Source organism: Bacillus sp. B1-b2 (genome assembly GCF_009183415.1).
Lineage (GTDB): Bacteria > Bacillota > Bacilli > Bacillales > Cytobacillaceae > Niallia.
This window is the reverse complement of the sequence record NZ_WEHU01000002.1, coordinates 269,147-290,449: the sequence shown is the minus strand read 5'-3', so window position 1 is coordinate 290,449 and position 21,303 is coordinate 269,147. Positions and strand designations below refer to the sequence as shown.

Below are 21,303 nucleotides of genomic sequence, written 5' to 3'. Positions count from 1 at the left end.
CTCTACATTATCGGAAGTGGATTTTGCTGAATGCTTGCTTCGCCAAGTTCAGCTTCTCTTGCAAACAATCTAGAGTATACGCCTCTATTATTCTTCAACAACTCTTGATGAGTTCCTTCTTCTATAATCACACCATTTTCTAAGACAATAATACGATCTGCTGAAAGAACTGTTGATAGACGGTGGGAGATAATAAAAATAGTTTGTTTCTTTCCTACTTTTAGAACAGCTTCATTTATTTTTGCTTCTGTAATAGGATCAAGTGCCGAGCTTGCTTCATCTAGTACTAGAATAGGAGCATCTTTTAGAATGGCTCTTGCTAAAGAAAGTCTTTGCTTTTGGCCACCAGATAATAGGCTTCCTCTTTCTCCTACCTTCGTATGTAAGCCTTCTGGAAGAGACTGTAGTAAATCATCTAATCCACTGTCATGCAATGCTTTCAATAACTCTTCTTCGGTGGCATCAGGCTTTCCAATTCTTAAATTATCTGCTAGTGTTCCACTTCTCATCTGAACATCCTGTGTTACAATCGCCATTTGTGTTCGTAGCCAAGTTGTATCCCACTCAGCAGTATCTCGACCATCCACTTTTATAGAACCAGTTGTTGTATCATATAGTTTAAATAATAAGTCAATGATGGTAGATTTACCTGAACCACTTGGACCGACTAAAGCTATTTTTTCCCCTGCCTTAATAGTGAAAGAAACTCCTTTTAGTACACTTTCCTCTTTATCTGGATAAGTGAAGCTCACATTTTCTAATTGAACATCGCCATCTGCGCGTTTTCCAATGATTCCTTGTTGTGTTTCTGCTTTTGAAGTCTTCTCCGAAAGAAGAATTTCTGAACGATCTAAAGCAGGGCCAGTTCTTCTAACAGAAAGCCAATTACGCAATAAACGCTGCATTTCATTAGCAGCAATAGTGACTAAGCCTCCTGCTGTAAGCATTTGACCACTCGTTAGTCCATTATTCCAAATTAATAAAGTACTAATAAAATAGACAATCCCTAAAGCAAATCCGTTGTAACTAGCAATCACTACTACTGATTGCATTCTTGCTTTTAATTCCTTTAACGAGTGCTGAACAAAGGAATCTCTTATAGATACTACACTTTCCACTTCGCTTTCTGAAACACCCATTACCCTAGAAAGATGAATACCTGTGACAGATTCTCTTAACCTTTCTAAATAACGAGAAGCCTCTTTTCTAGCATCAGCAGAAGCAGCTCTTGTTCTTTTTCCTACATAATTAGATGCCAAGTAGAACAGGACACCAAGAACCACACTAGTTATCATTAAGTAAGGATGAATCCACAATAATACAATGCTATAAATAACCATCCCCTGTGCACTAGCCATGAAAGTAGAGCCTTCCCATGCAAGAAAATTATGTAGGGTATCAGGATCATCTGATGCTCTCGCTAACAGCTCTCCAGATGAATTATTTTGATAAAAAGAATACGGTAATACTTGTAAATGACTAAACAATCTAAGTTTTTGCCAATTCGTTACTGATTTAGCTGTATAGTGACAAAAATATTCATCAATAACCATCATCACTAAATCGAACACAGCTGATAGTACTAATAACCACATTAACCCCCATAGCCATGTATGGTTTTCACTTGGAATAATGCTATCAACAAGCCAGCTAAGTGCAAGCGTAGGTATTAAAGCGGAAAAAACCTGACTTACGGCAATAACGGCAGCATCTGCAAAAACCCATTTTTTATATGGCATTAAGAACTGAATGACTCTTTTGCCATCACCTATTTTCTTTTCATTGGAGATTGTTTCTTTCTTCATCCGATCATCTCCTTTTCAAGCTCACTATATTGTGCTCTATATAATTGATAATATTTCCCTTTAAGTGCTAGTAATTCTTCATGTGTTCCTGCCTCAGCTACCATTCCCTGGTCTAACAGTAGTATCTTATCTGCCTTTCTTACTGTAATCAATCGGTGTGCTATGGTCAGTGTGGTTCTACCAGGAATTAATTGTTCCAAAGATTCTTGTACCTTTTCTTCTGTTTCTCCATCTAAAGAAGAGGTGGCTTCATCAAATATAAGGATAGATGGTTCACGTAGAATCGCTCTAGCAAGTGCTACTCTTTGTCGTTGTCCTCCAGAAAGCTTTAATCCTCTTTCTCCCACAATGGTTTCATATTTATCCTCTAAGGAATCAATTAATTCTTTTAAACCAGCAGCTTCTACTGCTCGTTCTAGCTCCTCTGTGGTAGCATTTGGTTTACCGTATAACAAATTATTGCGAAGACTACTATTCAGAAGAAAAGTTTCTTGAGATACAACCCCAACCTGTCTTCTAAAACTATTACGATCATATTCGAATAAATTTTTATCATCAATAGCAACAGTTCCTTGACTAGGTTCATATAGTCCTAACAATATTTGTATAAGTGTACTTTTCCCTCCACCACTTGTACCAACTATTCCAATATGCTTACCTTCTTCTACTGATAGAGAAATTCCTTTTAATACTTGCTTATCACTTCCAGGATAGTTAAACCAGATATTATGTAAGTCAATCTTTCCTTTTACTTCGCCAAATACTGGTAGATTTTGTTCATGCTCCTCTGGAAGATCAAAGTATTCGTATATTCTTTGCAGTGCTGGAATAGCTTGTTGAATCGTTAAGGCATTCTCTGCTAGTGAGCGTACTGGTTGAAACATGATGGGAATAAAGTTTAAACAAGAAACAAGAACCCCAATAGTAATGTTTCCTTGCCAGATGGATAATCCCCCAATCAACATAACCACTCCAGGTGTTGCGATATTAAAAAGATTCCCTAACCGCCAATTCACTTTTCCAATTAATGCAGCTCGAATAGAGTAATTTTTCCAATTGGTAAGCTTTTTCTCTTGTGTAGCTATCTCATTCTTCTGTGTTTGATAGGTTCTTACTAATCGAACACTTTCAATACTTTCCTGTAAATGCTGATACATATCTGCACTCATGTCCCTTTGTATTGCACTCATTCTGCGCATTGTACTGCCTAGCTTAAACGAAGGAAAAATATAAATAGCAAATACACCAAACATAACAATAGCAGCTGGCCAGTAAATAGCAAATACAGTAATAAAAGCTGCAATAGCACTAATAACTTGCTGAATGATACGTGGCACCACCGTATTATTCAAATTTTGAATAGATTCTACATCATGAGTCAATCGATATAGCATATCTCCACGAGGCGTGTTTGTAAAAAATGACATTGGTGTACGATGAAGACGTCTAAATGCTCGTAATTGCATATCCGTAATAACATCAAAGCCTATCTTCACCTGTACATATTCCTGCAAGGATTCAAAGATGGCTTTGCCTAAATAGGAAAACAGTACTCCAAAAACAATCCATAATACGAGTGAAAGCTCTCGATTACCAAGAACCTCATCGACCAATTTCCCGACAAAAATTGGAGGTAAAATGGTGAAAGCACCGCCTACTAATGAAAAAAACAAAGCTAGCAAAAGTGGACGCCAATATGGTTTAAAATGTTGTAAAGTAGTTCTTAATAAGTTCATTGTTTCTCATCCCCCCACAAAGAGTTATTGTATTATAAATAATGAAAATATTCACTATTATTCGTTAAAATAATTTCGGGAATAGAAGGTTTTTTCTTTGAAATGAAAAAAAGCTATCTGGATGAGATAGCTTTTTTGCTGCTGATAATAATAAAAATGTTTGGTTACTTATTTTGGTTATTTATTAAATGTATATATTTGGTTGATTGAATAAGTGAGAGTCCTTCTCTCTTCCTTTTCTCTGTTTAAAACGCTCCTTTGGGACATGAGACCTCTTCTCTCTTCCCTTTTCCCAACAAAAAAAACGCTCCTTTGGGATGTGAGCTCTTTTCTACTTAATCCATCCACCAAAATTAATTAATAGACAAGCATTATCAGTTACACTTTCAACCATAAATTATGAATATTAACATTTAACTTCCTATGGCTTAGGATTTATGGTCCATGCTAGACCAAACATCATAATGAAAAAGATAAAGATAAATAAACTTAGTATTATTCCTATTATTGCATAGGTATTCGCTCTATCTTTTAATACTAATCCAAGAAGGCCAAGAATTATAGAAATAGTAGGAAGTTGAAAGAAAACAAACTCTGGGAATACATCCACTTTTACTATTAAGCTAATATTCACTCCAACTAGAGATACAAGACTAAAACAAAAGGAAAGTAAACCAGCCCAACTATTTTTGGATGGCCTTACTCTTCTTTTTTTCTTTTTTAGTACCAATTCCATAACCTCACTTCCCCTACCATTATTTCTTTTGCCAACTTATTTTCCTGTAGTTTCACAATTTCTTCTTTCGGTCCTGTTACAACTGCTCCGTATATTTTAATACCATTCTCCTCAAGATAAGTAATTCTTTCTTTTAAAGCTAATGGCTTTTCAGCAATAATTTCTGCAGTAGCCTCATTCTTTTCAAGAAAATAAAGACTATCCATGAATTGTTTACTATTTACGTCATTATCATTATAAGGAGACCACGCATCCGGATCTTCTTGGGCTGGATATCCTATTGGAGACATATAATCTCCTTCAGCACTTAGATTCTTTTCTTCCACTCCCGTATCTACTGCATACCATACTAAGTCCATTCCACTAGGAAATAGGTTTACTAAATCTTCCTCTGAATATAATTGATCTAAAGAAATAAAAGCTTCTATTACAGTTCCGTCTGGTAAGCCTTTTATGATAGAATCGGCAAATTGTTGATTGAAACTATAACCTCTAGAAGGATGAATCAGTACTTCCTTCTCTTCATCACGAAACTCTGTTAACGGAATATCTGTTATAAAATTCGTTTCAGGAGTATCTGGTTCACTTAACGAAATATGCACCTCTGAATCGCCAATTCTCACATCATTCTTTCCAACTCGTTTATACAAACTATAATTCAAATCCATATTAAAAAAGCCAATTTTACTATCAATCTCCATCTCTTCTAAACTAACATTCGGTTTTGTTATATATATAGTCTTCTCTGTCACTTCAATTAAATGATTCGCCTTATCACCAATTCCATAATACATATAACTACCAAGCGTTAATACAGGAATAATCAGCAATAGAATTGTCAGGCTGTATAAAATATTTGTAAACCGAGCTTCTATTTTCCCTCTCTTTACAATTAAATGCTGGTCATTTTTAGATAGTGGTTCATTCTTTTCCTCTTCTTCCATCGCTTCTTGAAGTTTATCCATATAAGCATTCGATTCTTCTTCATGATTATCTTTTGTCATATAATTCCCTTTCCCTTCTTATTCCTTTGCTTCTGCTTTTTTAATAAGAGCATTCAATTTTTTCCTTCCTCGGAACACATGGCTTTTTACGGTATTTTCCTTCTGATTAAGCACTGCAGCTGCTTCTTTATACTGTAATTGGTGAAGATCGCATAGAATAATGGCATTTGCTTCTTTTTCGGAAAGTTGATAAATATAAGCTAAGAGCTGTGTGTAGCTTTCTTTATGCATTATTTTGCTTTCTGGTGTTTGGATGGTTACTTCTTCTACTATCGTATCTTTTAAAACAATTCGTTTTCGTTTTCTTGTATAGTCAATAAAAGCGTGATATGCCACTTTATACAGCCATGGTTTTATATCAATAATGTCATATTCATCTAGCTGTTTATATGCGCGAAAGAAAGCCTCTTGTACTAAATCCTCTGCCGTGTGATGATCCTTTGAAAGGGAATATAGATAGCGATATAATTCATTCACATACATGAGGTATGCTTCGTCTAACTCCAATTTCATTCCCCCCTTCAACTAGACCACGTATTAAGAGTAAAAAAAGTTGCAGCATATGTAAAACTTTTATATAATTTTCCAATTATTACTCCAAGACCTCTTTCATTTATTGATAAAAAAAAGCCAGATCCCATTAGGAACTGACCATACCTCTTAAATCTCACCTATTAAAAATCCTTGTTTACCTTCTCTTAAAAAAATGGGTAGCGTATTAATCGGTGCATTTACTATATATTTTTTTCCCCCTTGATACGCTTTACCATCATGAGCATTTATCCAAGTAGCTCCTATTGGTAAATAGACGTTCCTCTTTGTTGAATTCAATTCCACAATTGGTGCAACTAATATATCCTCACCATACATATATTGATCATCAATATCCCATGTAAATTTATCTTCTGGAAACTCATAGAATAAAGTCCTAATAACAGGAGAGCCTTTTTCATGTGCTTCTTTCATTACTCCTCTTGTATAGTCTCGTAGCATTTCTCTTATTGTCATAAACTTAGTTAAAACTTCATAAACCTCTTCTCCAAAACTCCATACTTCATTTGCCGCTCCTGTATGCATTTCTTTTCGACCAGTGCTTGAATATAATTCTTTTTGTGGAAAACGGTCGCCATGAAGCCTCATTACTGGACAAAATGTACCATATTGAAACCAACGCACCAATAAGTCCCTAAAATCTGGATCTTTTGGATCACCACCTCCAAATCCCCCAATATCAGTAGTCCACCATGGTATACCTGCAATTCCCATATGTAGCCCAGCACAGATTTGCTTACGAAAATCGGAATAACTTGAATGTATATCTCCTGACCAAACAAGTGCACCATAACGCTGACTTCCTGCCCAAGCACAACGAACTAGATTCACCACATTCTCTTGTCCTGCTTTCGTTTGTCCCTCATAAAAAGTTTGAGAAAATTTTTGAGGATACATATTTCCAATTTGTAAATTAGTTCCTTCATAATAACGATAATTACTAAAATCATATGTTTTATATTCAGGCTCTGCTTCATCCAACCAGAATATTTTAATACCATATTGATAATAATTATCCTTACACTTATTCCATACATAGTCTCTCGAGTCCGGATTTGTCGCATCAAAAAAAACACTATCTCCACCAAATTGCATTTGTACATCAACACCATGTTCACTGCTTACAAGAAGGCCTTTTTGTTTCATCTCTTCGTAGTTTTCACTCTCTAATGCTATTTGTGGCCAAATAGAAACCATCAGTTCAATTCCTAATTCTTTTAATTCCTCCGTCATTGCTTTAGGATCTGGAAAAAATTCTTCATTAAATCGAAAATCGCCCATTTGTGGCCAGTGAAAGAAATCAATAACAATAACATCAATCGGTAGCTTTCTAGCTTTATATTCTCTTGCTACACTCAATAATTCCTCTTGTGTAGAATATCGAAGTTTACACTGCCAGAATCCAAGTCCGTATTCTGGCATCATTGGAACTTTACCTGTAGCCTCTCCGTATTCTTTTACTATTTCAGCAGGACTATCACCAGAGGTTATCCAGTAATCTAATTGCTTGGAACTCTCGGATAGCCATTCTGTTTCATTTAGACCAAAATGCACTTTTCCAATGGCAGGATTGTGCCAAAAGAAACCATATCCTAAACTTGATACATAAAAGGGTATACTTGCTTGTGAATTTCTATGTGCAAGTTCAAGACTACAACCTTTAAGATTCATACGATTCATTTGATATTGACCCATTCCATAAATTTTCTCTATTGGATTAGATTCAAATAATATAGATAACTGATAATCTCCTCCGATTATTGGTTTGAATTTTCTAGCATTTCTGTCAAGAGCACCACCTCTATCAATCTCTTTTAGTAATAATTCCCCCTTTTGATTGTAAAAACGAATATTCACATGATTACCCCAATTATCTAGATTAACTTCTGCTCGAATTTTCCCATTACGAATCCATGCCACCTTATCTTTTATATCTATTTGTACTTGTCGATTTTTTGGTGGTAAAAGAGCAAAATCTGTTTGAAGGATCGGCCCCATTTTTCGCGATCTAACACGTAAACTATTTTCTCCCCATGGCTCAATTTGAATTGTTTCACCGTTTTGTTTACAAATTAGTTTTTCATTTTCTCTTTTAAAATAGGTCATTAACAATTCCCCTTGTATTCATATTTGTAAGCACTTACTATTATTATATATAGTATTTTTCCGCAAATATTTAATATAGTGTCTGTATTTTATTAGAATCCTGTCATCTTTAGGAGGAATAAAAGTGAATAATAGTATGGTCGATGATAATTTAAGAGAAAGAAGATCACATGGTTCTTTGTTATTTCCTTTCTCTATTTATCACACTGAGCAAAGTGGAGAGCAGAATGTTATGCTGTATAAACATTGGCATGAAGAAGCAGAAATACTATTCGTAACAAAGGGTGAAATGGAAGTTATTACGGAGAATTTTTCTGACATCATAAATAAAAATGTCATGCTTTTTCTACCACCAAATAGCCTACATGGTGCTTATCATGTAAAGAATATGCCTTGTTCCTTTACCTCCATTGTATTTCATCTAAATTTTATTCATAGTTATACCAATGATCGAATACAACAGCAGTTATTAAATCCGTTGTTTCATAGCAAACAAGCGTATATAGTGAATGTGGAAGAAATAAAAGAAAAGGTTTATCCAATATTACAGGGAATTTCAGCTAGTTTTGTAGAAATGACAGAAGAAGACGAACTATATATAAAAGGGCTACTTTTACAACTTCTTTACTACTTTATTAAGAGTCCACCCAAGACACTATTCATCCCTAGAAGGTTGGAGCAAAATATTGAAAGACAGAAAAAAATATTAGATTACATAGATGCAAACTATGCTTCCCCTTTAACACTAGATGAGCTAAGTTCCGTACTATATCTTAGTAAAGAACAGTTCTGCCGTTTCTTTAAAGAAAACTTCCGCGATACACCAATAAATTTCTTAAAAAAATACCGTATTCATCGATCAGTTGAGTTGCTATTAACAACTGATAAAAAAATTACCGATATCGCTTATGAAGTTGGCTTTGATAGTAGCAATTATTTTACCATCGCCTTTAAGTCTGTATTAAATTTGTCACCAAGGAATTTTAGAAAAGAACAGAAACAAAGCAAAAGTTATCAAGCTAGGAAAACATAGATTAATAGCCCCCATAGTGAGATAACTTCTCTCACTATGGGGGCTACTTATCAAATAGACATAAGTTTTTTATTAAATAAACGTTACCATTTCTTTATAGGACAGCTTTTATAATTCAAACTTGCACGAAAAAGAACAAAACAACCACATTTACTACATGTATGCTGATTCAAATGTTCACATTCCTCGCAAATATCTATTCGCTTTTCTTTAAGAACATCTTCCGCTAGATCCATTTCTAATGCTAATTGTTCTTTCACGAGTAAATCCACATTCATTTGACTAGCTTTTTCCTTGATTTCACAACCAAGACAAGCCATTTTTAGTCTTCCTTCGTTACAATGCTCGCTACACTCATTGGAGGTAACGTAACTTTTAATGTACCTTGATCTGCTACATAACTAGTAAACTCTTTCGTTGAAATCACTTCTGGTTGTTCAAATGTGTTATGAGCATTCATTGAGTCTGCCGTAATATATGCGGCTTCTAATACAGTAAATTCTCCAGTATTTTTTGAAAGGGTAATTTCACGAGTCTCTGTTAAATCATAGTTAGCTAGAGAAACCGTTAATTTTCCATCTTTTTTAGAAGCTGTATATGTTACATGCTCTTCTGCATTTCCATATGAATCTACTAGCTCTGCATCCTGATGATTTTTATAAAGGTCAAATACATGATAAGTTGGCGTTTTTATCATTTTTTCTCCCTCAGTTAACAGCATGGCTTGTAGTACGTTCACCATTTGAGCAATATTTGTCATATGAACTCTGTCTGCATGCTTATGGAAAATATTCAAGCTAATCGCAGCAATCATAGCATCACGAATAGTATTTTGTTGATATAAAAATCCTGGGTTTGTTCCAGGTTCAACATTATACCAAGCACCCCATTCATCAACTATTAAGCCCACACGTTTTTCAGGATCATATTTATCCATGATTGTACTGTGCTTCGTAATAAGTTCATCCATATAAGCAGCATGCTCTAATACGGAATACCACTCACTCTCTGGGAAATCTAATGCACTTCCTTTATTTTCTTGCCAAACTTTGGATGGAAGAGAATAATGATGAAGACTTAAGCCATCCATAAATTGGGCAGCATTTTTCATTAATACCTCTGTCCAGTTATAGTCAGCAACGTTTGGACCACAAGCAATTTTATAAATATTATGCTCCCCATATTTACGCACATACGTTTGATATCTACGGTAAAGGTCTGCATAGTATTCAGGTCGCATGTTTCCACCACAACCCCAAGATTCATTTCCAACACCAAAGAATTCTACTTTCCAAGCTTCCTCTTGGCCATTTGCTCTACGCAAGTTAGCCATTGGAGATTCCCCGTTCATGGTCATGTATTCTACCCATTCTTGCATTTCTTGAACCGTTCCACTTCCAACATTTCCATTAATATATGCTTCACAGTCTAACTGACGAATAAGCTCAAAAAATTCATGTGTTCCAAAGTGATTATTCTCTGTTACGCCGCCCCAATGGGTATTGACAATAGTGCTTCGGTTTTCACTAGGGCCTATTCCATCTTTCCAATGATACTCATCGGCAAAACATCCACCTGGCCATCGAACAACTGGTACTTTAATATGTTTTAATGCCTCCACCACATCTTGTCTAATTCCATTAACATTAGGGATATCAGAGTCTTCTCCAACCCAAACACCTTCATAAATACAACGTCCAAGATGTTCTGCAAATTGACCATAAATGTGTTTACTAATTGTTGGCCCTTGTTTATCTAGTAATAAATTAACCTTCATATGTAACTCCTCCATTTATCCTTTTTTATTAAAGTAATAGGTTCCTAGTGTACATAGAATGATCTATTCATTCATTAAATTACCAATGGTGCAAGTTTCCCTCCTTAATAAAAACGTTTACATTCATTAACAATAAGTCAAATATATCCCATTATGTAATCGCTGTCAATAATACCTTTATAAATTTTACATAAATTTTACTGATTTCAATTAACATTTCAGTTAACTTAATCACTCTATTATTATTTCCCAATTATAAAACAACAAAAAGCTCCTCCTATTGTAGGAAGAGCTTCATATCGCTTCAAAAAAATCTTTTTTTCCAAAACACTATGGCTGTTACTCCTGAAAGTAAGAAAGAAAGCATAATGGCGAAAACAAAGGAATATGGATGGCTTTGGAATGGAATATCAACATTCATACCATAAAAGCTTGCTACCATAGTAGGTAAGGACAAAATAATCGTAATTGACGTTAAAAACTTCATTACAATGTTTACATTATTGGAAATGACAGAAGCAAAGGCATCCATCATGCCACTAAGGATAGACATATGCGTTTCAGCCATTTCAATTGCTTGCTGATTTTCAATAATAACATCCTCTAAAAGCTCTTGATCATCTTCATACATCTTTAAATAATTACTTTTCATCATCTTCTGCATCACAATGTTATTTGACTTCAGGGAAGTAGTAAAATACACTAAGCTTTTTTCAATATTAAGTAAAGAGAAAAGCTCCTTATTTTTCATGGATTGATGCAGTTCTTTTTCTATCATATCTGTTTTCTTACTAATTTGCTTTAAATTGCGTAAATAAGCAGTTGCCATTGAATAAAGAATTTGTAAAGCAAATCTTGTTTTCTTATACGTATGGAAGTTCTTCATTCTTCCCTCTGCAAAAACATGAAAGATAGGATTATCTTTTAAACATACCGTAACAAAGCAATTTTTAGTAATAATCATCCCTAAAGGAATCGTGTCATAAATAGGATTTTTCTTTTCATCTAGTGTAACAATAGGCACGTTTACGATAATTAACACATTATCGCCATCTTTTTCAATTCTTGATCTTTCTTCTTCATCAAGTGGATCTTTCAGAAATTCAATAGGAATATCTAGTCCTAGTGCCACTTGATTTATTTCTTGTTCATTTGGAGCAATTAAGTTCACCCAACAACCATTTCTTAACTCTGTTATTTCGTTCAAGCATCCTTCTGCATTAGATAAATAAATATTTAACATGTTGTTACCTCCTCTAAGTAGAGGAAGTCAAAAATCTCTGCCAGGTAAAGTTGAATCTTTATCAGTATTCAAACTTTGGAGGAAAGGTTTATTCATGACTTCCTCTTTATTCGCCCTGGGTTCTGGTTCTGGTTCGCTACACTTTCGAGTACTCATAAAAATTCAACTCCTTTAACGATTCTCTAAATCTACTACATACTACTTTATAATGTAGTACTTGTAAACGAAAATGGTGATAAAAAAATTATCCAATTCAGGTATTTACACATGTCCTTGAATTGGATGATGATAATCATTCTCCTAATAGCTCTTCTAATGGTGGACTGACAAATTTATTTCTTAATTAACTAGTAGGCATAAAATTAAAGTGATACCAGTTCCGAGTTTCTGATTAATGGTAATACGTAAAATTTAGACTCCATTTAATCTTATACCAACTTTTGCCCGCAATTAGAACAGAAATTTCCTTCTCCTACTTTTGTTCCACAATTAGGACAGAAATTGGGTTTATCTTTACTCTCGTTTTTTGCTGGTTGTGAGACCTTTACGTCTTGAGTTGGCTGTTTATCCATCTTCTCCATCATTTTGTTGGCATAATTCATTCCCATAGCCATACCTGCCATATCAGATGCAGCGCTTCCTCCTGCCATTTTTCCTGAAGACATGCCATCAATCATGGATATTTGTTGATAGCGGTCTATATTTCCCACCATCCCATGGGACGCATTTTTATTGATCATGTCTTGCACTTCTTTTGGGTAACTAAAGCTCATAATTTGGAAGCCAGTAATAGTAATACCACTATCCACGATCTGTACATCTAAATCTTCCTTGATTCCTTTGGCAATATCGAATGCATTTGCCTGTAGATTGAACATATCCTTCCCTTCTGTCACAATCCATTTCATTAAAAGTTGATCGAGAACAGCAATGATTCTAATCTTCACATCTTCTACTAAATATTGATCTTTGATTCCTGCCACTTTATCAATTAAAGAAACATAATCATTAATTTTAAATTGGAAAGTACCGTTAGCTCTAATTGGCATCCCACCTGGAAGTCCTAATGTAGGTATATTAATAGCATTCTTCGTACCCCACTTAACGACAAATTCCTTTGTATTAACAAATAATACTTCTACTCGCATTCCACTATTAAAGCCAAACTTAAATCCTTTTAATGTTGACAGAAATGGGACAATTTCAGATTCAATATCATACTCTCCATCATCCTGGAATACTCCTTCGATATTTCCATTATTTAAGAAGATAGCATCTTGACCTGGGCGTAGTATTAATTTACTTCCTCTTTTTATTTCGCGATTCTTCCATTTATAAAAAATAACATCGTCTCTAAATTCTTCCCATTCGACTACATTGGCAAATTGATTTCTAAAAAAACTCATACTTTTTTTCTCCTTTCCTGTTTAGCTAAACTGCACTAAAAACTGCCACGACTTCCACTATGGGAGTGACCACCACCGGTTATTCCGCCTCCACCCCCAGAATTATTGTTTTCAGGTTTTTTGACTTTCGTCACGGTCTTGTGTGTAAATCGATCATATCTATTCAAGATCTTAGAATTTCGGTTATCCATATACGTATTTCCACTTACTGTTACTTTTCCTCCAGATTGAGCTACCATGAGTATAACTACAATACTGGCAAAAACGATAGCTAAGACTAGCTGAAATATCCAGTTATAGAAGATATTCTCTGTCTCTCCCTCTGTCGAATTGGAAGAGTTAGCATAGCCATCTTCCGTATTCGGACCAGCTAGTATATAATCATGTGACTCTTCCATAAAGATAGAAAATGCCTGAAAATAATTTCCGTCTGATAATTCAGGTGTAATTTCTTCTTTAATAGAATCAAGAGTATAATCATCCAAGTATTCCTCTGCCTTTTTAAACCCAGCCAAATATATCTCTCTGCTTTCCATATCTATAGCAAGAATAGCTGTATTCCCAAAAGGCTGGTCATATCCTGGAGCATTTTCATCATAAAAGTCCTCTACATATTGTACAATATCTTTTCCATCTGTACCGTTTGAAGTAAGCACCAAATACGCTGTTTCTGATTCTTCTCCTAGTTCTATTGCTAAGCTTTCTAACTCTCCTTTTTCTTCCTCTGTCAGTAGCTTTGCATCGTCATAAATGTATTGCTTTTGGTTATCGGAAACCGCTTTTACTGACTGACTTATTCCAATAAAGAGAATGAAGATAGTTAAGCAGGAGATAACAATAAATTTTAGCCAGTTTCTCACCAAAATCCACCTCCCATAAAGTAAGCGATACATTTTAACCCTAGAAAAGTCCCTGCTGCAATTCCGCTGAACCATGATAATACTTTTCCTTTACTGATTGGTGGCTTTCCTACAACCTTACCAGTCTGACCATTCATAGCAAAAATATGTTCTTGGCTATCGAAATCATAGCTAACCATCCATACAGGCAATAATACATAATCACTATTTTTTATCCTTGTATCTACATCTTTGTTACGATAATTAATAGATTGATAGCCAGCAAACGTAGAGTGTACAAAGGAATCTACATAATCACCAATTTTCGTTTTTGCTCTAGGAAGTAGTTCATCATCTGTATACTGATATTTCTCTGCTATATATCCCGCAAGATAAGGAGTTTTAAAATCTTTCAGCTGCTCATAAGGAAATGGCTCTAATTTATCCATCAATTCATCGTTCATTTTTTCCGAAGCATCAACTGGAATTTTTAAATAATCAAGATTTATTTCGCGAAATGCCTCAAAGTAGCTTGTTTCTGTATAAATATAATCTCCACTAGTATAGGTTCTAACCTTTGTACAGATAGCCGTCACATCAACCTTGCTATTTATATCAAACAACCAGAATGGTACATAGATACCTGTAATACTTTTTATTCGGTCTGCATTCATAAATCCTTTTGGAGTGAGCAGGCCCTTCTTACACCATTTTTTAAAAGCATTCATTGCATCTTCTTTACTTATTGTAAAAGGAATGACTTTTCTTGGTGCAAGACTACCTGATACACGATCTGCAAGGACAACACCAGCTCCACAAAAACTACAATTAGTGGCTGTTGTATTTGCATCTGTTATTAAGGCTGCTCCACAGTTTTCACAATGATATTCTTGAACCTCTTCTTCTTCAAAGGTAATAGATAAGAGATTTTCAGGATAAGTTTCGATATTTTCTTTATTTCCACAACTGGCACAGGATAACTCTCCTGAATTAGCATCAAAGCTCATATCTCCGCCGCAGTTTGGACATTTATAATGAAGAATCACATGTTACACCTCTTTATAATTGCTGATTATTTTTCGGTTTCCATTCATTATCTATATATACTACCTAATCTCTCTAAAAGTTTCACCTAAATTCCTATTTAACATCCTTAAGGGGAATATCTATGATTAATTCATGTAATAACGGGTAAATACTGGCTAAGACAGATTATTTTTAGGAGGGTTCAAATGGCAAAGCTTACGGTAGAAACGCAAAGTCAACCAGTAGAACTTTATTATGAAGATGTTGGTTCAGGAAAGCCTATTATTCTTATTCATGGATGGCCACTTAGTGGACGAACATGGGAGTACCAAGTTCCTGCTTTAGTAGATGCAGGCTATCGAGTAATAACGTATGATCGCAGAGGCTTTGGACAATCCTCTCAACCATATGAGGGCTATGATTATGATACGCTTACTAATGATCTTCATCAATTAATAGAACATCTTGATCTTCAGAATATTACTCTAGTTGGATTCTCTATGGGTGGGGGAGAAGCTGTACGCTACGTAAGCACCTATGGAACAGATCGTGTGGAAAAACTTGTGTTAGCAAGTGCGGTTCCACCCTATTTATATAAATCTGCTGAACACCCAGAAGGAGCATTAGATGATGCTACTATTACAGAGTTTCTAAATGGAGTGAAATCTGATCGAATTGCTTTTCTTGACGACTTTACAACGAAATTTTTTAGAGCAGGAATGCAATCAGATCTTGTTAGTGAGCCTTTCCGCTTGTATATTCGAGATATCGCTTCGATGGCATCTCCCAAAGGAACACTAGATTGCATTGTTTCCTTTGCCAAGACTGATTTCCGAGAGGACTTAGGAAAAATAACCATTCCAACATTAGTCGTTCACGGAGATGCTGATGAAGTAGTTCCACTAGAGTCAAGTGGAAAACTTTCGAATGAAATGGTGCGTACATCCGAATTAGTCGTGATTGAAAATGCTCCACACGGATTAAACGCAACCCATGCTAGTCGGTTCAATAAGGAGTTATTGCGTTTTTTAAGTGAATAGGTGGTTTTGGCTATTATTGGTTTTTCTCTTGCATGGGGAAAGAGCAATGATAGCCAGTTTTTTATTGTTTTGTTTCGTTGAAAAAATATGATTCCTCTCTTTATTGATGAGCAACATTTTTCTCTCTTTTTACCGCTACTGTGGTTCTAAGATCTCTTATTGGAACCATTCTTCTTCCTTTTTACCGCTATTATGGTTCTAAGTTTTCTTATTGGAACCATTCTTCTCCCTTTTTGCCGCTATTGTGGTTCTAAGTTTTCTTATTGGAACCATTTTTCTCTCTTTTTACCGCTATTGTGGTTCTAAGTTTTCTTATTGGAACCACTCTTCTTCCTTTTTACCGCTACTGTGGTTCTAAGATCTCTTATCAGAACCATTCTTCTTCCTTTTTACCGCTATTGTGGTTCTAAGTTTTCTTATTGGAACCATTCTTCTCCCTCTTGACTGCTATTGTGGTTCTAAGATCTCTTATTGGAACCACTTTTCTCCCTTTTTACCGCTTCAGTGGCTCTAAGATTTCAAATTAGAACCATTCTCTTTACCGCTATGGTTCCTATACTGTACAATCTTTCTTCTCCCTTTTTAATTTCAAATTCCAAAACAAAGAAGAATATACACAACAAAAATGAAGTGCGAGCACCATAAAAGAGAGTCCAAGCTAAACAAAGAGCATTTCCGACTTTCATTCCCTAATTAAAAACCACATCTTATACCAACTCAACTAAACCATCTACTCAACAAAAAAATGCACAGATCATCTAAATAAGATAATCCATGCATTTCCACTCCCATTATGTCCCACAATAAGTCTGATAAGGTACCTCTCCAGACTCCTGAGGTTTACATTGCACAAGCTGTTCTTCTGAATAAGCATAAGGATTAGAAAGTAAATCTATTAATTGCTTCATAACACTTATATCCCCTTGGTCTGCTGCTTCTAATGCCTCTTCAACTAGATGATTTCTCGGGATAATAGAAGGATTATGCTTTCGCATTCTCACAAAACAAGCTGATTCATTCTCTTCTTGCGCCAATCTGGCTTTCCATTTACTTTCCCACTCTAGGTACTCTTCTACTGTACCTAACTTGCTTTTATGGATGGTCCCAATTGTTAAAGAACGGAAGGTATCTGTGAAATCTGCTTCACTATTTTGCATAATACGAAGTAATTCTTCTATTAACTTTTCATCGCTTTTTTCTTCCTTCACCAATCCAAGCTTAGCTCTCATCCCTGTTAACCAATTTTGCTGATAACGCTTGTTGTATTCATACAATTCCTTTTGCGCTATTTCTACTGCTTTATTGCTATCTTCGTGTAATAGTGGTATCAAGCTTTCAGCAAATCTAGCAAGATTCCAACCACCAATCTTCGGCTGATTACCATATGCATAACGACCATTTACATCTATGGAGCTAAACACAGTCTCTAAATGAAAAGTATCCATAAAAGCACATGGACCATAGTCAATTGTTTCCCCACTTATTGTCATATTATCCGTATTCATAACTCCATGAATAAAGCCAACAAGCTGCCATTGTGCAATTAAATCAGCTTGGCGTTTAATGACCTCTCTGAGCAATGATAAATATGGATTTTCATCTGTTTGAATGTTTGGGTAATGACGGTTAATGGCATAATCAGCTAGAGCTTGTAGATCTTCCTTTGACTCCAGTGCTGCGGCATATTGAAATGTCCCAACTCGAAGATGACTAGAGGCTACTCTTGTAAGAATGGCTCCCTGTAATCGTTCTTCTCGCAAAATTGTTTCACCTGTTGTAACTACTGCTAAGCTTCTAGTAGTCGGAATTCCAAGAGCATACATAGCTTCACTGATAATATATTCTCTTAACATTGGCTTAAGAGCCGCTCTTCCATCTCCTCCTCTTGAATAAGGAGTTCGCCCAGAGCCTTTTAACTGGATATCTACTCTCTCTCCTGATGGAGTGATTTGCTCGCCAAGAAGCATAGCTCTTCCATCTCCAAGCATATTAGGATGTCCAAATTGATGACCTACATAGGCTTGGGCAAGTGGTAGTCCTCCTTCAGGAATTTCATTTCCAGCAAATACTTGCACCATTTCTTGACTCTCTAACAACTCCGCTTGCAATCCTAACATTGTAGCTAGCGGATGATTAAGGATGACCGCACTAGGCTTCTCTACTGCATTCATATCCATTTTGGTGTAAAAAGCATCTGGCAAACGAGCATAGCTATTGTCAAAGTTCCAGCCTGGATCTATTTTTGACATGATAAGCTCCTTTCAATTGCGTAATTTATTTCTGTCTATTATACCCTTCTTTCTCCATTCACACGATTTTATGATATTAAATTTATGGATTTTCTATCCCATACACTTCATTTCGCGAATGAAATTCATCTTTTAAAATAGTTTCTTCTATGTTATCTCTTGTTACCGCTATTGGAGAGAGCAGAATAGTTGGAACCTCTATTTTGCCATTATTCACCTTATGTTCAACATTTATGTACTCATTCTTTGCCATTTTCATTGCTATTTCTGCCACTTGCTTGCTAAGTGCTTTTATTGGTTTATAAACAGTCATGGCTTGTGTCCCTTTGACAATATTTTGAATAGCTGGCAAATCTGCATCTTGACCAGCTACCACTACTTTCCCAGCTAAACCTATGTCCGTAAGCGCTTTAATAACACTTTGAGCAGTAGCATCATTTGCAGCAATAACTGCATCTATGGTGCCACCATTTGCTTCTAAAGCTTCTTTCATATGAGCATATGCTTCATCAGGGTTCCAGTTTTTTGTCCATTGATCATACGTAACTGTAATATCACCGTTAGCAATGTAAGGTTCTAATACTTTAAAAACCCCTCTTTTAACTAAATGAGCATTATAGTCTGTATCTGCGCCACCAATATAGACATAGTTTCCTTTTGGTACTTTTTCCATTATAGCTCTTGCTTGCAATTCTCCTACCATTTCATTATCAAAGGATATATATAAATCAACATCTGCATTCTTAATCATCCGATCATAAGATAAGACTTTTACACCATAGGAATGCGCTTTTTTCACAATAGTAGCCATCGCTTCTGCATTATGTGGTACTACTACCAATAAATCAATCCCTTGACTGAGTAGTGTCTCTGCTTGAAGTATTTGCAATGCATCATCACCGTTTGCTTCTAGAATCGATACTTCCGCTCCTAATGCCTCCATTTCTTCTTTAAATAGATCTCTATCCTTTATCCATCTATCTTCCTTTAAAGTATCCATAGAAAATCCAATCTTAATCTTGTCGTCACCTACATTTGATTCCTTCGTGGAACTCTCTTTAATCAAGTTCACTTGCTCTGCCTGATTTTCACAGCCTGAAACCAAACATATCATGCAAAGGAGAAACAACATAAGCAATATTCTTACCTTTCTTGTTATCTTCACCTAATTCTCTCCCTTTATATGATGGATAAAAGAAAATACTTACACTTTGTTAACCTGAAAAGATTTCCGATACTCTTTTGGAGACATGTGGCACAGTTTTTTAAATACTTTACTGAAGTAATTGGGATCATGATAACCAACCTCAAAGGTGATTTCTTTTATGCTTTTATCTGTGTCTCGAATTAATATTCTTGCTTTTTCTATTCGACATTCTGTTAAATAATCTATATAGTTGATTCCTTGTTTCTCTTTAAATATTTTGCTGATATAAATAGGACTAAGACCAACCTTTCTGGCTAGTGACTCTAAGGATATATCCTCTTTAGAATGTGTTAGAATATATTGTTTTAGCTGATGTATAGCATCTACCTCTATTTTTTCGCTTTTCTCTTTAAAGGTTAGTATCATTTCATTTAATAATCTTGTACTCTCTAATTCTAGCTGTCTATAATTTGTGGGCTTATATGTAAATAAAGGGGTGTCTGCTTCCATTCCCATTTCATTCATAACCTGTGAAGCAATCCAAAGAATTTCTAACACACGTTGTTGGGTATACATAAGATCTGCAGATTGTGACTCATATTGCTTAATGATAGATAAGATATAATTCCTGATTTTTTCCCATTGACCCATTCGAATTTGATCAGCAAATTCCTTCTTTCTGTGTTCGACTAGACCCTCCTGAAATGTATGGTTATTCACTATAGCTTCATCAGAGTAAAAACGATACTTTAATTGCAGCTTAGAATCCATCGTCGCAAGAAGGGCTTCATGATAAGATTGACGTACTATATCTAAAGATGGAGAGACACTACCTATTCCTATAAAACCATTCTCGTTGTTAAACGGGAGCAGTACGGATAGGATGCTTTTAGCCAATAAAATTGCCTGTGATCGGTAAGACATGTTTAGATCTCTAAATACAATAATAGGAAGATAACTTCCATACAAAGCACCAATCCAGCAGCTTTTTGTTTGTCTCACTTCCTCTTTAATAGCAGAATATATTGTTTCTGTTCCACCTGGGATAGATACAAGCATAACAAACATTTCATTCGTAGAAGGTGTATCTAGCATTTCCACTAGCATATCTACGTGAATTTCATGAACATGGTCAAATAGCAACTGAGTAACCACATCTGTTTCGACAAGAGAGAAAGTCTTTTGCATGGTTTCCTGCTGAAGTCTTCTAATGGTTACAGCCCTTTGTTCTTTTTCCATATGATCCAACACTTTTTTGATTGTTGCATAAATCTCCGTTGCTTTGCTTGGCTTTAATATATAATCTTTCACACCAAGTTTTATAGCTTGACGCATAAATTCAAAGGTATCGTAGGCCGTGACCATAATAAATCGGATATGAGAATTTTGAGAACTAATACGCTGAACAGCCTCTAATCCACTAATACCAGGCATTTTAATATCCATTAGTATTAAATCTGGTTCAAATGATTCCGCCATCTGAATAGCCATATTCCCATTTTTCGCTTGTTTAATAGAAATATTCGGAAAACCCTTTGTTAAAATTGCTTGCATCCCATCTCTTTCCACTTGTTCATCATCTACAATGAGGAGTTTAACCATTC

Annotated in this window: 17 protein-coding genes; 2 read left to right on the top strand and 15 right to left on the bottom strand. The window is 35.3% G+C overall.

Annotated elements, in window-relative coordinates:
- Positions 1-2: 2 nt before the first annotated feature.
- From F9279_RS03350 to F9279_RS03325, 6 genes are all read right to left on the bottom strand, one after another.
- Positions 3-1,805, bottom strand: coding sequence for an ABC transporter ATP-binding protein (locus tag F9279_RS03350; protein ID WP_152111367.1), 1,803 nt, complete (start codon positions 1,803-1,805; stop codon positions 3-5).
- Positions 1,802-3,541, bottom strand: a complete 1,740-nt coding sequence (locus F9279_RS03345) for an ABC transporter ATP-binding protein (protein ID WP_152111366.1) — start codon at positions 3,539-3,541, stop codon at positions 1,802-1,804. The genes F9279_RS03350 and F9279_RS03345 overlap by 4 nt, the downstream gene beginning before the upstream one ends.
- Positions 3,542-3,962: 421 nt before the next feature.
- Entirely contained in the window at positions 3,963-4,277 is a 315-nt protein-coding gene (locus tag F9279_RS03340) for a hypothetical protein (protein WP_152111365.1), read from the bottom strand.
- On the bottom strand, positions 4,262-5,281 hold the full coding sequence (locus F9279_RS03335; RefSeq protein WP_152111364.1) for an anti-sigma factor: 1,020 nt from the start codon (positions 5,279-5,281) through the stop codon (positions 4,262-4,264). The genes F9279_RS03340 and F9279_RS03335 overlap by 16 nt, the downstream gene beginning before the upstream one ends.
- 18 nt (positions 5,282-5,299) lie before the next feature.
- Positions 5,300-5,788, bottom strand: a complete 489-nt coding sequence (locus tag F9279_RS03330) for a sigma-70 family RNA polymerase sigma factor (protein WP_152111363.1) — start codon at positions 5,786-5,788, stop codon at positions 5,300-5,302.
- A gap of 153 nt (positions 5,789-5,941) precedes the next feature.
- Positions 5,942-7,939, bottom strand: coding sequence for a TIM-barrel domain-containing protein (locus F9279_RS03325; RefSeq protein ID WP_152111362.1), 1,998 nt, complete (start codon positions 7,937-7,939; stop codon positions 5,942-5,944).
- Between the two features lie 124 nt (positions 7,940-8,063).
- Between F9279_RS03325 and F9279_RS03320 the strand changes: the two genes are divergently transcribed.
- Positions 8,064-8,972: a helix-turn-helix domain-containing protein gene (locus F9279_RS03320; RefSeq protein WP_152111361.1), complete on the top strand. Its 909-nt coding sequence runs from the start codon at positions 8,064-8,066 to the stop codon at positions 8,970-8,972.
- An 83-nt stretch (positions 8,973-9,055) separates the two neighbouring features.
- Here the strand turns inward: F9279_RS03320 and F9279_RS03315 are convergent, their stop codons facing one another.
- From F9279_RS03315 to F9279_RS03290, 6 genes are all read right to left on the bottom strand, one after another.
- Positions 9,056-9,292, bottom strand: a complete 237-nt coding sequence (locus F9279_RS03315; protein WP_152111360.1) for a DUF6171 family protein — start codon at positions 9,290-9,292, stop codon at positions 9,056-9,058.
- Positions 9,293-9,294: 2 nt separating this feature from the next.
- Entirely contained in the window at positions 9,295-10,749 is a 1,455-nt protein-coding gene (locus tag F9279_RS03310) for an alpha-N-arabinofuranosidase (RefSeq protein ID WP_152111359.1), read from the bottom strand.
- A 304-nt stretch (positions 10,750-11,053) separates the two neighbouring features.
- Positions 11,054-11,992, bottom strand: a complete 939-nt coding sequence (locus F9279_RS03305; protein WP_152111358.1) for a magnesium transporter CorA family protein — start codon at positions 11,990-11,992, stop codon at positions 11,054-11,056.
- Between the two features lie 428 nt (positions 11,993-12,420).
- Complete coding sequence (locus F9279_RS03300) at positions 12,421-13,398, bottom strand: SPFH domain-containing protein (protein ID WP_152111356.1); 978 nt, start codon at positions 13,396-13,398, stop codon at positions 12,421-12,423.
- 35 nt (positions 13,399-13,433) lie between these two features.
- Positions 13,434-14,258 carry a TPM domain-containing protein gene (locus tag F9279_RS03295; protein ID WP_152111354.1) on the bottom strand — a complete coding sequence of 275 codons (825 nt, stop codon included), beginning with the start codon at positions 14,256-14,258 and terminating at the stop codon, positions 13,434-13,436.
- Positions 14,255-15,283, bottom strand: a complete 1,029-nt coding sequence (locus tag F9279_RS03290) for a TFIIB-type zinc ribbon-containing protein (protein WP_152111352.1) — start codon at positions 15,281-15,283, stop codon at positions 14,255-14,257. The genes F9279_RS03295 and F9279_RS03290 overlap by 4 nt, the downstream gene beginning before the upstream one ends.
- A 186-nt stretch (positions 15,284-15,469) precedes the next feature.
- Between F9279_RS03290 and F9279_RS03285 the strand changes: the two genes are divergently transcribed.
- Positions 15,470-16,303, top strand: coding sequence for an alpha/beta fold hydrolase (locus F9279_RS03285; RefSeq protein ID WP_152111351.1), 834 nt, complete (start codon positions 15,470-15,472; stop codon positions 16,301-16,303).
- Between the two features lie 791 nt (positions 16,304-17,094).
- Here F9279_RS03285 and F9279_RS03280 read toward each other — a convergent pair.
- The 3 genes from F9279_RS03280 to F9279_RS03270 form a co-directional block, all read right to left on the bottom strand.
- Positions 17,095-18,552, bottom strand: coding sequence for a protein adenylyltransferase SelO (locus F9279_RS03280; protein ID WP_152111349.1), 1,458 nt, complete (start codon positions 18,550-18,552; stop codon positions 17,095-17,097).
- Positions 18,553-18,634: 82 nt separating this feature from the next.
- Positions 18,635-19,684, bottom strand: a complete 1,050-nt coding sequence (locus F9279_RS03275; RefSeq protein ID WP_152111395.1) for a sugar ABC transporter substrate-binding protein — start codon at positions 19,682-19,684, stop codon at positions 18,635-18,637.
- A 72-nt stretch (positions 19,685-19,756) separates the two neighbouring features.
- Positions 19,757-21,301 (bottom strand): response regulator, encoded by a 1,545-nt coding sequence (locus F9279_RS03270; protein ID WP_152111347.1) that lies wholly within the window; start codon positions 21,299-21,301, stop codon positions 19,757-19,759.
- Between the last annotated feature and the right edge of the window lie 2 nt (positions 21,302-21,303).